This is a genomic window from Pseudomonas sp. PsB (assembly GCF_043658375.1).
GTDB classification, from domain to species: domain Bacteria; phylum Pseudomonadota; class Gammaproteobacteria; order Pseudomonadales; family Pseudomonadaceae; genus Aquipseudomonas; species Aquipseudomonas putida_Z.
Genome location: NZ_JBIGLU010000003.1, coordinates 176,849 through 192,836, shown reverse-complemented (window position 1 = coordinate 192,836; position 15,988 = coordinate 176,849). Strand labels below are relative to the sequence as shown.

At 64.6% G+C, this 15,988-nt stretch carries 10 protein-coding genes; 2 read left to right on the top strand and 8 right to left on the bottom strand.

What is annotated here, in order from left to right; all coding sequences use genetic code 11:
• Nucleotides 1-60 precede the first annotated feature (60 nt).
• The gene (locus tag ACGLHT_RS07140; protein WP_274120061.1) at nt 61-2,880 is read left to right on the top strand and encodes a dermonecrotic toxin domain-containing protein; all 2,820 of its coding nucleotides are present in this window, start codon (nt 61-63) and stop codon (nt 2,878-2,880) included.
• Here the strand turns inward: ACGLHT_RS07140 and ACGLHT_RS07135 are convergent.
• From ACGLHT_RS07135 to glnE, 8 genes are all read right to left on the bottom strand, one after another.
• Entirely contained in the window at nt 2,841-4,283 is a 1,443-nt protein-coding gene (locus ACGLHT_RS07135; protein WP_274120060.1) for a lipopolysaccharide kinase InaA family protein, read from the bottom strand. The two genes, ACGLHT_RS07140 and ACGLHT_RS07135, sit on opposite strands and share 40 nt — an antisense overlap.
• Nucleotides 4,283-5,035, bottom strand: coding sequence for a lipopolysaccharide kinase InaA family protein (locus ACGLHT_RS07130; protein ID WP_274120059.1), 753 nt, complete (start codon nt 5,033-5,035; stop codon nt 4,283-4,285). Before ACGLHT_RS07130 ends, ACGLHT_RS07135 begins: the two co-directional genes overlap by 1 nt.
• Nucleotides 5,032-5,766: a lipopolysaccharide kinase InaA family protein gene (locus tag ACGLHT_RS07125; protein WP_025337412.1), complete on the bottom strand. Its 735-nt coding sequence runs from the start codon at nt 5,764-5,766 to the stop codon at nt 5,032-5,034. Before ACGLHT_RS07125 ends, ACGLHT_RS07130 begins: the two co-directional genes overlap by 4 nt.
• Nucleotides 5,766-6,572: a lipopolysaccharide core heptose(I) kinase RfaP gene (gene rfaP, locus ACGLHT_RS07120; protein ID WP_025337411.1), complete on the bottom strand. Its 807-nt coding sequence runs from the start codon at nt 6,570-6,572 to the stop codon at nt 5,766-5,768. The genes ACGLHT_RS07125 and rfaP overlap by 1 nt, the downstream gene beginning before the upstream one ends.
• Entirely contained in the window at nt 6,569-7,693 is a 1,125-nt protein-coding gene (locus ACGLHT_RS07115) for a glycosyltransferase family 4 protein (RefSeq protein WP_013970538.1), read from the bottom strand. The genes rfaP and ACGLHT_RS07115 overlap by 4 nt, the downstream gene beginning before the upstream one ends.
• Nucleotides 7,693-8,751 (bottom strand): lipopolysaccharide heptosyltransferase I, encoded by a 1,059-nt coding sequence (waaC, locus tag ACGLHT_RS07110; protein ID WP_015268679.1) that lies wholly within the window; start codon nt 8,749-8,751, stop codon nt 7,693-7,695. The genes ACGLHT_RS07115 and waaC overlap by 1 nt, the downstream gene beginning before the upstream one ends.
• Nucleotides 8,752-9,801, bottom strand: coding sequence for a lipopolysaccharide heptosyltransferase II (gene waaF, locus ACGLHT_RS07105; protein ID WP_137162813.1), 1,050 nt, complete (start codon nt 9,799-9,801; stop codon nt 8,752-8,754).
• A gap of 223 nt (nt 9,802-10,024) precedes the next feature.
• Nucleotides 10,025-12,958 carry a bifunctional [glutamate--ammonia ligase]-adenylyl-L-tyrosine phosphorylase/[glutamate--ammonia-ligase] adenylyltransferase gene (glnE, locus tag ACGLHT_RS07100; RefSeq protein WP_274120058.1) on the bottom strand — a complete coding sequence of 978 codons (2,934 nt, stop codon included), beginning with the start codon at nt 12,956-12,958 and terminating at the stop codon, nt 10,025-10,027.
• Nucleotides 12,959-13,341: 383 nt separating this feature from the next.
• On the opposite strand from glnE, the gene aceE reads away from it, so the two are divergent.
• Entirely contained in the window at nt 13,342-15,987 is a 2,646-nt protein-coding gene (aceE, locus tag ACGLHT_RS07095; RefSeq protein WP_025337408.1) for a pyruvate dehydrogenase (acetyl-transferring), homodimeric type, read from the top strand.
• Nucleotide 15,988: the final 1 nt, after the last annotated feature.

The window sequence follows — 15,988 nt, the reverse complement described above, 5'->3', positions numbered from 1 at the left end:
AATACCCGCACCCTCTTTTGCCGCGACATGGTTGGCTCCCATTTTCCAAGGAGCCATACCATGACACCTTTGCAGCGCCTCGAAGCGCTCGATCAACAACTCATCGCCCTTGAGCAAGGCAAACCTGAACTGGCGGGCGAAACGGAACCGGCCGCCATGCGTCAGCGTTTTTTTGGTGACCTGGCAGCGTTCTGGAACGACCCTGTCGAAGCAGGCCACAGCCGCGTCCGGCAACTGCGCGAACTGCGTCATGAGCAACTTCTGGCCGAACTGGAACTGCGCCTCGCCGACCAGACCCTGGACTACAGCCACATCAGCCTGCTGCGCACCTCCCTGGAGCTGCCGCTACCCTGGCAGCGCAACCACCTGCCAGACGCCCACCGGGCCCAGGTTTATCGGCCGGTATTCAACCGTTCAAGCCCCCATGGCCGGTTGCCGTTACCCGGCGTGCTGGTATTGGTGGCAGACGCACCGGAAGGGGCCGTTGCCGAGCCTGCAACAGCCACGGGCCAGGCACTGCTGTGCAGCGTTTCTCATGGCGTTGAAGGCTTCGCCAACCTGGCCGAACTGCATAGGGAGCTGTGCGAGCGCCTGGACGACCCCATGCAAAGCCAGCCAATGCTGCAATTGCTTCCCCGCCTGCAGGACCAGCAACTGGTCCGGTGTGCCGACCGGCTGCGCTACGAGTGGTTTACCGGCGACCTGGTCGAACAACAGGCCACTGACGTGGTCGACGCGCAGCATCAACGGCTTACCATCGCCTGGCACGCCGCCTGGGCGCTTGACCAAAACCCGGATCTGCCGGCGCTGAAAACCGCCCTTGCCAAACAGCAGTCACTGACCGATCTCATGGGCAGCCAATATGCGTTGTCCACCCGTTATGCGCTGCTGCTGGAAAAACACCTGCCCGCCTGGCTGCGCCAGAGCTCCACGCAAAGCCTGACGCACATCATGCAAACGATCCAGGAGCTCGCCGGGGCCATCACCCAGGCTGCTGCACCCGGCCTTTTGACCCTGGAGGCGTTCGGCAATCGCCACCACCTGCTGGCATGGGTGCGCGAACGCCTTGGCAAGGCGCTGCGGCGCGAATTCTCCATCGACTTGCCTGCCGAAAAAGTCTGCATAACCGTCACGCTTGCACACCGCACCGGCCCGCTGATCAACCCGCTGGCCCCTTCGGGTTACGTGGCCGTTGCCAACCGTCGCCATGTCGGTGGCACCATCGAGCTGGTAACCACCACCTACCGCCTGGACGAGCTGGCCCTGCTGAACATCGGCTGGTTCGACGTCGATTACTGGCTGACTGCCCGAATACACCACGAAGACGGTTCCACGCTGGAATCGATATCCGCCGAAGGGGTAAAGCGCCTGGTGCGCGAGCTTGACGCAGGCAGTGGCTACATCCGCTACCTGCGAACCCACCTGCTGGAGTCTCCCGGTGCGCGCTGGCGCATGCAATGCCACGGCAACATGAACCGCGCCCGCATGCGCGCCGAGGCGGCCAAGGCCCGCTATGCCAGGCACTTTCTGAACGATACCCACGAGCGAGGCTATCGCTGGGTCAAAGCCGTCACCGACCACCCCGACAACAATTGGCGCCCTACCATCGACGAGCATCGTATCGCGGTGCGCCAGCTGATCATCGACGGGCACACGCTGCAAGGGGTACTGCTGATCAATGCCGAGAGCGACAACCAGCCGTCGCTGGTGCTGTATACGCCGGACGCTCCCGACCGGCGCGCATGGCGTGAATACCCCGATACCCGGGCGCTGCTCAGAAACCTTCGCAGCACGCCGTCCTTGCGAAAGTACCTGATCCAGCGCGCGCCTCTGGCTGATGGCAAGCGGCTCGACAAATTGGTGCGCAAGGGCCGCCTCGGGCCATATGTGCAAAGGCCAATGATCAACGGCAACCTCTTCGATGCCCTTTACAAGGCCCAGGTCCACGCCATGATCGCCGAGGCCGATACCAACAGCCGCAGCAACCGCGAGCTGCTCGGCGAGTACGGGCTGTCGACGCTGCGCCTGGTTCTCGACATGATCAGCCTCGTGCTACCGGCCCCGACAATGTCAGCCCTGGCCTTCGGCCGTATGTCGATTTCGCTGTGGGACGGCTTCGAAGCCCTGGAAAAAGAGGATTATGCAGCAACCTTCCACCACGCCATGGCCGCTTTGAGCCACAGCGCCGACGGGGTGTCCAGTTTCGCTGGCTCGCCCCTCATGCGCAGGGCGATGCGCGGCCTGCCACCGCAACCCCCGCGCCCACTGCCGAAAACCCACGAAGCGGCCGTGGACGTGAGCAAGCTGCGCTACCGGATCGATGGGGTTCATGGCGAGGAAGTGTACGAACAGATCAACAGCGTGCCAGGCCCGGACCGGTACTTCGTCAAGGACAGCCAGGGGCGGTTGTACAACGTCCACTTCGACGGCTATCGCTGGCGGGTGCTCGACCCCAGGCAGCCGGATGCCTACGCGCAGCTGCCGATCAAACGGCTGCGCAATGGCAATTGGGTGGTCGATTCCATCGTGCTTTGGCATGACGGGTTGCCTGACGTAGCCCAGCTGTTGGAAGAGGTACGCCTGCAACCGCCGCTCGAGGGCGAACCGGTGGCAGGGGAAGCCGACCTGCACGACGCCGGGGGGCAACTCTATCTGCAGCTGGGTGACCAGCAGTTGCCGGTTCGTCGGCACCTGCTCGCCGGGCATTACCATCTGCTGCTGCCCGAGAAGGCACTGGGCGCAGTCCACGCCTGGGCAGTACTGCGCCAACAGGGCGGCCAATGGCGCATTCGCGTGCGCCAGCCAGGCCGCAGCAGCGACTGGCTGGCACTGCCGGCGGATTACTCGGCCAGCTTGGGCAGCAGCCGGTCCAGCCGCTGATGCAAGGCACTGCCACTCGGCCAGTTGCGCAGCAGCCGCGCCCGATCACGGGCGTAGGCCGGGGCAAAGCTGAGCTGGGTGGCGTGCTGGCACATGGCGTCGAGGTCGATCAGCGACCACTGGCCGTTGTGCCAGAACAGGTTGTGGCCCTTGAAGTCGCCGTGGCTGATACGCTCGCGAATCAGTTGCTGCATCACGTGCACCAGGGCATCCACCTGCTCCTCGGGCGCATCGCCGTTATCCACATAGGGCGCGAAGCATTCGGCCAGGTCCGGGCCATCGATATACTCGGTGACCAGGTAGGCACGGCTTCGCAGCCCCATCACCCTCTGCTCCAGCACCGCGAGTGGACGCGGCGTGGCAATGTCGAGGAATTCCAGGCGGTGGCCTTCGATCCAGGAATGCCAGGCCCGGCTCGGGCGCCAGAAGCGCTTGAACCAGTGCGCGGTGTTCTTGATGTTGTAGCGTTTGAGCACCAGTGTGCGGCCGCCAACCTCGATGCGCGCCACGCTGGCCGCACCACCGGTCTTGTACAGGTGGCCCTGGTCGATAAACGCGTCGGCCTGCTCCAGCACCGGCAACATGGCTTCGACCTCGTCACGGCGGACTGCCCGCAAGCCCGAAAGGCTGCGCTCGACACTGAACAGGCTGCATTCACGACCAGCCTTTTCCAGGTAATCCTTCTGGCGCCAGCTGCGCACCTTGTCCACCTGCTTCTGCAAAGCTTCCAGCGGCAGCGCATGCTCGGCGTTGGCCAGCAGGTAGTGCACCAGCAGCTCTTCGATGAACGGCTCCAGGCGCTTGGGTAGCTGGGCGAAGAACACCCCCAGGTTTTCCAGCACACGTGGGCGCGACAGCTGCTGGCCAGGCGTTTCGGCCTTGATGCCGGCACCGTCGATCAGGTACAGCTTGCCGCCGTGGCGCAGCAGGTTGTCCAGGTGCAGGTCTTCCTGCCACAGGCCCCGGGCGTGCATGTGCGCCACTGCGGTGAGCGCCTCGCCCAGCACCAGGTGCTGCTCGTCGGCCAGTACCGGCAAGCTCTCCACTGCCGCCCAGGCATCGGCCAGGCTTTCGGCACCGTCGAGGAATTCGAACAGCAGCCAGCCGCCCTCGCCTTCCTTGAGGCCGTCGGCCAGCAGCTTCGGCGTGGTCAGGCCCTGCTCGGCCAGCAGCTTCACGCCCTGCAGTTCGCGCTGGAAATGCCGTGCAGCGTTACCACCGACCAGCAACTTGGCCAGCACCGGGGTACCGCGCCAAACACCGGCGCCCACATAGCGCTGGCCCGGCAGCACGCGCAGCAGGCTGAGCAATTGCAGGTCGGCCGTGCCAGCGGCATCGGCCAGGGTGATGCTCAGGGGCAACGAGGGGCTGCGCCCGGCCTCTTTCAATTCAGACAAACGCATCAGCGGGCCTCTTTTTCACGACGGCGTTGCGTCAGGCGTTGCAGCCAGGTATCGACCAGCGTGCCATCGGCAGGCTGCGCCAGGTAGCTGGCCAGCAAGGTACGTACATCACGCTCGCTCCAGACCGGGGCACGACGCAGCAGCGGCTCCAGGTCCTTGAGACGGTCACGCATGCCGAACAGCAGGGGGCGGGTCTTCTCCAGGTCGATCAGTTGCGCGTCCCAGCCTTCGCGGCGCTGGCGCAGGAAGATGTGCTTGGGGTAGAAGCAGCCATGCACCTGGCCGGCGCTGTGCAGGGTGCGCGCCAGCTGGCCGCAGGCCTGCAGGACGCCATTGCGTTCAGCATCGCTCAGTTGTGGCCACCGGGCCAGCAGGCTGTCGAGGTCGGCCCACTCGTCCAGGGCGCGAGTCATCAGGATCGCCCGGTGCGTGCCACCTTTCTTGCGCTCGCCATAGAACACCGCCTGCAAGGCCGGAATGTGCAGCTTCTGGTAACGGCTGATGTTGCGGAATTCGCGGGCGAAGGTCGGCTCGCCGAATGGCCGGTGCAGGGTACGGGTCAGGTAGTCGCTCTGGCGCTTGAGGTAGTAGCCCTTGCCTTCGAGCTCCAGGCGGAACACGCTGCTCCAGCCACCGCGGCCGGTGTTCGGTTCGTCCACGGCATCCAGTTGCAGCGCCCACAGCGCCTCGAAGTCGTCCAGGCCATGGCGTTTGAGCAGCGCGAGGTCCGCGCTGGCCAGGTAATCGGTCATTCCCTTCCCTCGAAAAAGCTCACCACCTGGCGAATGCGCTTCTTGTCACGCACATTCAGCCGGTCGCGGCCACGGTATTGCAGGTAGAAACGCAGGCGCTGGGTTGCCGACAGGTGGTATTTGGCCACTTTGTCCAGGCACGCCAGGTCCTTGATCATCCGGTGCCGCCACATGAAGCCGCGCCAGAAATCGCCGGTGGGGCAGTCGATGAAGAATAGCGTGCCCTGGTCGTCGACCAGCAGGTTGCGCCATTTCAGGTCGTTGTGGGCGAAGTGGTGCTGGTGCATGACCCGGGTGTGGCGCGCCAGCTGGCTGCTGACATGCCCGACCCAGGCGCGATCGGCCAGGCGTGCATCGTTGCGCTCGGCCAGCGCCGACAGGTCTTCGGTGCGCGGCAGTTCGCGGGTGATCATGGCCCCCCGGCCAAAGGCCAGGCCATTGCGCTCCAGGCCCCAGGCCACCACTTCGGCAGTGGGGATGCCCCACTTGTCGAACTGCTTGAGGTTCTGCCATTCGGCCTTGATCCGCGGCCGGCCCAGGTAACGGCGCATGTGCTTGCCGGCCCCGGTGTAGCGCTTGACGTAGTAATTGACCCCGTCACGCTCGATACGCACCACCTCGCTGATCGGGTCGCGGGTCAGGCGCTCGCCTTGCAGGGCAAATACCGCTTCCAGGCTGCCGAAGTCCGCCGCCAGGTGTTCATAGCCTGGCGCCAGTGTCCACCCCGCCATCAGAGTGCATCCCCATAACGTTGCTTGCGGTCGTAGAGTTTCTGCGCCTTGCGCTCCAGCCAGGCGAGCAGCGCGGCTTCATCCTTCAGGACCTGCCGCAGCGGGCGCTGGAAGTAACCGCGCAGGAAGCGCAGCTTGTCGCGCTGGGTCAGGCCGATGTCCAGCGCCGAGAAGTACAGCGCGGCCAGGTCCTTGTCGCGCCAGCGGCGGCTGATTTTCGCCCGGGTCTGCGCGCGGTGCAGGTCGATCACCGACAGTTTGAAGTCATCCGCCGTCACCGGGCGGTCGGTGTGCAGCAGGAAGTGGCAGATGTAGCAGTCGCGGTGGTTGACCCCGGCGCGGTGCATGCCGCCGGTCATCTTCGCCACTTCGGCGATCAGCGCGCGCTTCAGGCGCGGCTCGGGCGGCTGCCTGACCCAGTCGATGCTGAAGTCTTCCAGGCTGATGGTCGGCGCCAGTTCTTCGGTGATGATGAACGAATGCTGCGCGGCCGGGTTGCTGCCACGCTCGCCATAGGCGACGGCAGTCATGGTCGGCACGCCAACCTGGTGCAGGCGCTGGATGGCCTGCCATTCCTGGCCGGCGCCAAGCACCGGCAGCTTGGCGGTAAGCAGGTTCTTGAAGATCTCGCCCCAGCCGATGCCGCGGTGGATCTTGACGAAGAAGCCCTCGCCAGCGACCTCGGTGCGCAGCGTGCGGCGCCCTTCCAGTTCGCGATAGACCTCGCCTTGCAGCGCCTCCACGGCATCGAAGGCATCACGCCCGGCCCACAGGCGCTTGAACGGTTCGGCCAGTATCAGCTTCATGCGGACTCCTGCCCCAGGATCACGTCGGCGGCATGCTGCGGCATGCTGTACAGATCGGCGGTTTCAGCAAACGCCAGGCCGTTGCGCGACCAGCTGGCGCGGGCCTGTTGGTCTTCGAGCATGCGCTGCAGGTAGCCATTGAGCTGTTCCTGCTCGAATGGCTCGTCCAGCACCAGGCCGCTGTCGGCCTCGGCAATGTAGTGGGCGTAGCCGCACACCTTGGAGACCAGCACCGGCAGGCCGGCCACCAGCGCCTCGAGCAGCACCGTGCCAGTGTTCTCGTTGTACGCCGGGTGGATCAGCAGGTCGGCGCCCAGCAGGAAACGCGGGATGTCGCTGCGGCCCTTGAGGAACTGCACCTGCTCGCCCAGGCCCAAGGTAGCGCTTTGCAGCTGGAACACCTTGGGGTCATCCTGGCCGATCACCATCAGCCTGGTGCGCTTGCGCAGGGCCGACGGCAGTGCGGCCAGGGCCTTGAGGCTGCGGTCAACGCCCTTGGTCTTGAAGCCCGAGCCAATCTGCACCAGCAGCAGGTCGTCATCGCCCAGGTTGAATTCCTTGCGGAACTCGGCGCGGATTTCGCCGGCATTGGCCGGCGCGCGGCGGTCCTGGGAAATGCCCGGCGGCAGCAGGTGGAAACGCTCCACCGGGGTGCCGTAGTGCTTGATGAACAGCGGCTGCTGCACTTCGGAAATCATCAGCACTTCGGTATGGGCGTCCTTGGCGAACACCGCACGTTCGTACTCGGCAAAGTGCCGGTAGCGGCCCCAACGGCGGTACAGGCCGCCACGCAGGGTCTGCGCCTTGTCCTCGAAGCAGCCGTCGGCGGCGTAGTACACGTCCAGCCCTGGCATCTTGTTGAAGCCGATCAGGCGGTCGACCGGGCGCTTGGCCAGGTCGGCGGCCATCCAGGCGCTGAGCTTCTCGTTGCGGCGGTGGTTGAAAATCGCCTTCACCGGCGCCACCAGCACTTCGAAGCCCGGCGGAATGTCACCCTCCCAGATCAACGTGTACACACGGATCTGGTGGCCCCGCTTCTGGCATTCCAGGGCAATGCGCATGAAGTCGCGCTGCAGCCCGCCGAAGGGGAAATATTTGTAAAGCACGAAAGCCAGTTGCATCAACGGACATCCTCAGCCAGCAGCAACGCGCTCAAGCGGCTCGCCACATGCTCGGGATTCAGGCGAGTGAAGCACAATGGCCACTCGCGTTTCAGATCGAACCGGCGCAGGTCGTCGGCGCTCGGTTTGTAGGTGCACTTTTTCTGCAGGCAGGGCGCGCAGGGCCAGTCACTGGCCTGGTGAATCTGGGTCCGTCCGTAGGCGCCGGTCAGGCCCGGGTTGGTCGGGCCGAACAGCGAAATGGTGGGCACATCGAGTGCCGCCGCCAGGTGGCCGAGGCCGGTATCGACCGCCACGCAGGCTTTTGCCGCCGCCAACACGCGTGCGACGCCGGCAAGGTTCAATTTGGGGAGCACCTGGCAGTTGTTCAAGCCCTGGGCGATGCGCTCGGCCCGCGCCTTCTCGGCCGGGTTGCCCCACGGCAAACGCACCTCCAGCTTGCGCCGGCCCATGCGCTCGGCCAACTCGCGCCAGTAGGCTTCGGGCCAGTGCTTGGTCGCCCAGGTGGTGCCATGCAGGAACACTACATAGGGGGCGGCCGGCGGCAGTTGCAGGCGCTCGAGGTCGAGGCCGTAGTTGCCGATGCCTTCCGGCAGGTCGTAGGCCAGGGCCATGGCGAACAGCTGGCGCACCCGCTCCACCGCGTGCTGGCCGGTGGCAACCGACAGGCGCCGGTCATAGAAGCGGCTGGCCCAGCCTTCGCGGGCCGAGTAGCGGTCCAGGCCAGCCACCGGCGCCTTCACGTAGCGGGTCAGCCAGGCCGATTTGACCAGGCCCTGGGCGTCGATCACCAGGTCGTACTTGCGCTCGCGCACACGTTGCTTGAAGGCCTTCCACTCGCCGCTCTTGATGGTTTGCCAGAGGTTCTTGCGCCAGCGGCGAATGGCCACCGGGATCACCTGGTCGACCGCCGGGTGCCAGCTGGGGATTTCGGCGAAGCCTTCTTCCACCACCCAGTCGAAGCGGATGCCCGGGATGGCGTGGGCGGCATCGGTAAGCGCCGGCAAGGTGTGGATCACATCACCCAGCGACGAAGTCTTGATGATCAGTACCCGCACTTAGTCGACCTCGGCCACGGTATCGATCAGGTCCGGCCCGGTCAGGCTGTGCAGGGCAGCGATGACTTTGCCCGGTTCCAGCAAGCGCAGGCAGTTGTAGTGGCCGAAGCGGCAGGTGCGGTCGAAGCACGGGCTGCACTCGATGCCGGTGCGCACCACTTCCACGTGCTCGGCCAGCGGCGGGGTGAAGCCTGGCGAGGTCGAGCCGTACACCGCCACCAGCGGGCGGTTCAGCGCAGCGGCCACGTGCATCAGGCCCGAGTCGTTGGACACCACGGCATGGGCGCAGGACATCAGGTCGATGGCCTCGGCCAACGAGGTTTCGCCGGCCAGGTTGGACGACTCTTCACGCAAGCCCGGGATCAGCCGGTCGCGGATCTGCTCACCGACCGGGTGATCGTTCTTCGAGCCGAACAGCCACACCTGCCAGCCCTGGCGGATCATCGCATCGGCCACGGTGGCGTAGTGCTCGGCCGGCCAGCGCTTGGCCTCGCCGAACTCGGCACCGGGGCACAGCGCTAGCACCGGGCGGTCCAGCTCCAGGGCGAACTTGGCCAGGGCGGCGTCGCGGCTTTGCGCTTCGATCTGCAGGCTGGGGCGCGGGTACGGCTGCGGCAGCTCGGCGCCGGGCGCGTAGGCCAGGGCCATGAAGCGCTCGATCATCAGCGGGTAGCGGGCCTTGTCCAGCTTGCGCACGTCGTTGAGCAGGCCGAAGCGCATTTCGCCACGCCAGCCGGTGCGCTTGGGGATACCGGCAAAGAACGGCACCAGCGCCGACTTGAGCGAGTTGGGCAGCAGGATGGCCTGGTCGTACTGACCGGCCAGGGACTTGCCGATGCGTCGCCGCGTGGCCAGTTCCAGTGCGCCGTGGCCGAGCGGGAAGCTCAGGGCCTGACGGACCTCGGGCATGCGTTCGAGGATCGGCCGGCTCCACTCGGGGGCCAGCACATCGATCACGCAGTCGGGGTGCTGCTGTTTCAGGCACTGGAACAGGGTCTGCGCCATCACCATGTCGCCGACCCAGCTGGGGCCAATGATCAGTATTCTCATGCTTAGTCCAGAAACGCTCGGGGAGGCTACAGGCTGCGGTACAGCCTGGCCTCCCCTCTTTATATTCAGGCTATGTGGCGGACAGTGTACCACCGGTGGTGAGGCATGAGCCTTTGGGGCTGCTTTGCAGCCCATTGCGACACAAGGCCGCTCCTACAAGGGAATGCGATCTCCTGTAGGAGCGGCCTTGTGTCGCGATGGCCGCAAAGCGGCCCCAGCAATCTCAAGTCAAACCCAATTCACCCCAGATCCGCCGCACCTCACGGCGTTCATCGGCAAACTGCGCCGCATCGATAACCCCGGCCTGCTTCTGCAGGGCCTGGCGGTGCGAGGCCGAGCGGAACGCCTTGTACACTTCACGCAACAGCACCGCGTCACTGGCCGGCATCAAACCCGCCTGCTCCAGCTCTTCCAGAATGCGGATGTTATCGGTCCATCGGAGTATGGCCGGGTGGTCGTGGGACCAGGCCAAAGCGGCGTATTGCACCATAAATTCGATATCGACGATACCGCCGGCATCCTGCTTGATATCGAACGGCACACCGGCCTCGAAGGCATTGGCCGCGGTACCGGCTGCGGTGGCCTTGGTGCCGAGGTTGTCGCGCATCTTGGCGCGCATTTCGCTCACTTCGCTGCGCAGTTTTTCCAGGTCGCGGGCCTGGCCCAGCACCTTGGCGCGCACGCCTTCGAACGCCGTGCCCACCTGCTTGCAGCCCACCAGCACCCGGGCCCGCACCAGGGCCTGATGCTCCCAGGTCCAGGCCTCGTTCTGCTGGTAGCGCTCGAACGCTCCCAGCGAACTCACCAGCAGGCCCGAGGCCCCCGACGGGCGCAGGCGCATGTCCACGTCATACAGCTGGCCCGAGTTGGTCTGGGTGGTCAGCAGGTGAATGATGCGCTGGCCCAGGCGGGTGAAGAACTGCGCACTGTCGATCGGCTTGGCGCCGTCGGTTTCCGCCTGCGGGTCGCCGTCATGGATGAATACCAGGTCCAGGTCCGAACCGTGGCCCAGTTCCAGGCCACCTACCTTGCCGTAGCCGATGATGATGAAGCCCGGGTCGCACAGGCTGCCGTCGCTGCGCTTGGGCTGGCCGTGGCGGGCCACGGTCTGGCGCCAGGCCAGGGCCAGTACCTGGTCGAGAATGGCCTCGGCCAGCCAGGTCAGGTAGTCGCTGACTTTCATCAGCGGCAGGTTGCCGCTGATTTCCGAGGCGGCCACGCGCAGGCTGTGGGCCAGCTTGAAGTGGCGCAGCGCCTCCATTTGCTGTTCCAGGTCATCCTCGGGGATGCGCGTCAGGCGCTCGCGCAGTTCGCTGGCCAGCTCCGGCGCCAGTGGCGGGCTGAACAGGCGGCCTTCATTGAGCAGTTCGTCGAGCAGCAGCGGGTAGCGGGCAATCTGCTCGGCAATCCACGGGCTGGCGGCGCACAGGGTCAGCAGGCGGCGCAAGGCGCCGGGGTTTTCAGTGAGCAGCACCAAGTAGGCAGAACGCCGTGCCACGGCCTCGACCAGCGGCAGCACGCGCTCGAGCACCAGGTCGGGGTTGTCATGTTCCACAGCCTGGGCCAGCAACCGCGGGATAAAGGCGTCCAGGCGCTCACGGCCAATCCGCTGCATCGAACGCAGCTGCGGGCTGGAGCGCAGCGCGGCCAGGCGCCGCAGGGCTTCGGCGGGCTGCTGGAAACCGGCCTCCTGCAACTGACGGCCAGCGGCATCTTCATCCTGCGCCTGCTCCCACAGCGGCGACCATTCGCCACCCACCACCAGCTCGCCCTCGCCGTCTTCATCATCAGGGTCGGCGATCACCTGGCGGAAGTGCCAGTCAATGCGGCCACGCCAGTGCGTCAGCTGGTCATGGAAGCTTTGCCAGTCGGCATAACCGAGCATGTAGGCCACCCGCGCCTTATCGGTCTCGCTGTCCGGCAGCATCTGCGTCTGGCGGTCGGCGATGGCCTGGATGGCGTGTTCGGTATAGCGCAGGAACTCATAACCCTCGCGCAGCTCGGCGACCACGGCTGGCGGCAGGTAGCCCTGGCCCTCGAGGGTGGCCAGCACTTTCAGCAGCGGCCGCTGTTGCAGGCTGAGGTCGCGCCCGCCGTGGATCAGCTGGAAGGCCTGGGCGATGAATTCCACCTCGCGAATGCCACCGGCACCCAGCTTGATGTTGTCGGCCATGCCCTTGCGCCGCACTTCCTGCTGGATCAGCTGCTTCATGATGCGCAGCGCTTCGATCGCGGAAAAGTCCAGGTAGCGGCGGTACACGAACGGCCGCAGCATCTCCTGCAACTGCGCGCCGGCCGCCTGGTCGCCGGCCACCACCCGCGCCTTGATCATCGCGTAGCGTTCCCAGTCACGGCCCTGGTCCTGGTAGTACTGTTCAAGGGCATTGAAGCTGAGCACCAGCGCGCCGGCCGAGCCATACGGGCGCAGGCGCATGTCGACGCGGAACACGAAACCGTCGACGGTGACCGGGTCCAGCGCCTTGATCAGGCGCTGGCCCAGGCGGGTGAAGAACTCCTGGTTGTCCAGCGAGCGCTTCACCCCTTCGGTTTCGCCGCCTTCTGGGAAGGCGAAGATAAGGTCGATGTCCGACGACAGGTTCAGCTCCACCGCGCCCAGCTTGCCCATGCCCAGCACCACCATGTGCTGTGGCTGGCCGCTGCGGTTGCCGACAGGCGTGCCGAACTGCTGGCAGTGGCGCGGGTACAGCCATTGGTAGGCTTCGTCGATGGCGGCGTCGGCCAGGTCGGACAGGTCGCGGCAGGTTTCGCCCAGCGCGGCCTGGCGGGTGATGTCGCGCCAGATGATGCGCAGCTGTTGACGGTTGCGCTCGCGGCGCAGGTTGCGCGCCAGCTCGTCCTCGCTCTGCGCCGCCTGGGCGGCTGCAGCGATGTGCCCGCGCAGTTCACCCGCGGCGTAACGCCGATCCAGCTCGCCACTGGCCAGCAGGCCGAACAGCATGGCCGGCTCGCGTCGGACCAGGCCGAGCACGAAGTCGCTGGCGGCGGCTACCTGGTCGAACTGTTGCCGGTGCAGCGGGCTCCAGGCCTGGAGGTCGAGTTCCGGGTGGGCAGCCACCGCATCGCTGATGAATTGCTGGTTGCGCGCGACCAGCGGCTGCAGGGTAGCGGGCAGATCGGACGGCAAAGGTAGGCGCATGGTCTATCCTTGATCGGCGTGAAATAGAGGGGAAGAAGCGGCCAAGGGGAAGCCGGACCACGGTTGGACTGTCGTACAAAAGTTGGAAATAGCTGAAAGAAACGAAAAATTGGCAACAAACATCAAGAGTTACCCGTTCGCGACACAATGCCAACCAACATGAACGTTTTTCCTCACAAGCCAGCATGCGACGAAACGTCGCACAAATGTAGTTTTACTACTACTCGTGTCGTGTAAAAGCATGAAATGCGAAAGCAAATGTAGTAAAACTACACGGCGCCGGAGGACACCCCGGTAATCCAAGAATTCACGACGTCTGCCCATAAGGCCAGTCGCAATCTCAGGCAATCGATTCTGGTTGCCTTTCCGCCCTGGAGCAAGCCATGCAAGACCTCGATCCAATCGAAACCCAGGAATGGCTGGATGCCCTGGAGTCGGTCCTCGACAAAGAAGGCGAAGACCGCGCTCATTACCTGATGACCCGTATGGGCGAGCTGGCCACCCGTAGTGGCTCCCAGCTGCCGTATGCGATCACCACGCCATACCGCAACACCATCCCTGTCACCCACGAAGCACGCATGCCTGGCGACCTGTTCATGGAACGCCGCATTCGCTCGATGGTGCGTTGGAACGCCCTGGCCATGGTCATGCGCACCAACCTGAAAGACTCGGACCTGGGCGGACACATCTCCAGCTTCGCCTCCAGCGCCACCCTGTACGACATCGGCTTCAACTACTTCTTCCAGGCCCCGACCGAAGAACACGGCGGCGACCTGATCTTCTTCCAGGGCCACGCTTCGCCAGGCGTCTACGCCCGTGCGTTCATGGAAGGCCGCATCAACGAAGACCAGATGAACAACTTCCGTCAGGAAGTGGACGGCAACGGCCTGTCTTCGTACCCGCACCCATGGTTGATGCCTGATTTCTGGCAGTTCCCGACCGTTTCGATGGGTCTGGGCCCGATCCAGGCCATCTACCAGGCACGTTTCATGAAGTACCTGGAAGCCCGCGGCTTCATCCCGGCCGGCAAGCAGAAGGTCTGGTGCTTCATGGGCGACGGCGAGTGCGACGAGCCGGAATCCCTGGGTGCAATCGCCCTGGCCGGCCGCGAGAAGCTGGACAACCTGATCTTCGTCATCAACTGCAACCTGCAGCGCCTCGACGGCCCGGTTCGCGGCAACGGCAAGATCATCCAGGAACTCGAAGGCGTGTTCCGTGGCGGTGGCTGGAACGTCAACAAGGTCGTCTGGGGCCGTTTCTGGGACCCACTGTTCGCCAAGGACACCAACGGTGCCCTGCAGCGCCGCATGGACGAAGTCATCGACGGCGAGTACCAGAACTACAAAGCCAAAGACGGCGCGTACGTTCGTGAGAACTTCTTCAACACCCCAGAGCTCAAGGCCATGGTCGAAGACCTGTCCGACGAAGAGATCTGGAAGCTCAACCGTGGCGGCCACGACCCGTACAAGGTCTACGCGGCGTACCACCAGGCGGTCAACCACAAGGACCAGCCTACCGTCATCCTGGCCAAGACCATCAAGGGTTACGGTACCGGTGCCGGCGAAGCCAAGAACACCGCGCACAACACCAAGAAGGTCGACGTCGACAGCCTGCGTCACTTCCGTGACCGCTTCGACATCCCGGTCAAGGATGCCGACCTGGAGAACCTGCCGTTCTTCAAGCCGGAAGAAGGTTCTGCCGAAGCCAAGTACCTGGCCGAGCGCCGTGCTGCCCTGGGCGGTTTCGTGCCACAGCGCCGCGCCAAGAGCTTCAGCGTACCGACCCCGCCACTGGAAACGCTGAAAGCGATCCTGGACGGCTCGGGCGACCGCGAAATCTCCACCACCATGGCCTTCGTGCGTATTCTGGCGCAGCTGGTCAAGGACAAGGAAATCGGCCAGCGCATCGTCCCGATCATCCCGGACGAAGCCCGTACCTTCGGTATGGAAGGCATGTTCCGCCAGCTGGGCATCTACTCGTCGGTCGGCCAGCTCTACGAGCCAGTCGATAAAGACCAGGTGATGTTCTACCGCGAAGACAAGAAGGGCCAGATCCTCGAGGAAGGCATCAACGAAGCCGGCGCCATGTCGTCGTTCATCGCTGCCGGTACCTCGTACAGCTGCCACAACCAGCCGATGCTGCCGTTCTACATCTTCTACTCGATGTTCGGCTTCCAGCGTATTGGCGACCTGGCCTGGGCCGCTGGCGACAGCCGCACCCGTGGCTTCCTGATCGGCGGTACCGCCGGCCGTACCACCCTGAACGGTGAAGGCCTGCAGCACGAAGACGGTCACAGCCACATGATGGCGGGCACCATCCCGAACTGCCGCACCTACGATCCGACCTACGGCTACGAGCTGGCGGTGATCATCCAGGACGGCATGAAGAAGATGACCGAAGAGCAACAGGACATCTTCTACTACATCACCGTGATGAACGAATCCTACCAGCAGCCAGCCATGCCGGCCGGTGTCGAGGAAGGCATCATCAAGGGCATGTACCTGCTGGAAGAAGACACCCGCGAAGCCGCGCACCACGTACAGCTGATGGGCTCCGGCACCATCCTGCGCGAAGTCCGCGAAGCAGCGAAGATCCTGCGTGAAGAGTTCAACGTCGGTGCCGACGTGTGGAGCGTCACCAGCTTCAACGAACTGCGTCGCGACGGCCTGGCCGTGGAACGCGCCAACCGCCTGAAGCCTGGCCAGAAGCCACAGCAGACCTACGTCGAGCAGTGCCTGAACGGTCGCAAGGGCCCGGTCATCGCCTCCACCGACTACATGAAGCTGTTCGCCGAGCAGATTCGCCAGTGGGTACCGAGCAAAGAGTTCAAGGTCCTGGGTACGGACGGTTACGGTCGCAGCGACAGCCGCAAGAAGCTGCGTCACTTCTTCGAAGTCGACCGCCACTTCGTGGTGCTGGCTGCCCTGGAAGCCCTGGCTGACCGTGGCGAGATCGAACCAAAGGTTGTTGCAGACGCTATCGTCAAGTTCGGTATCGACCCGGACAAGCGCAACCCACTGGACTGCTGAG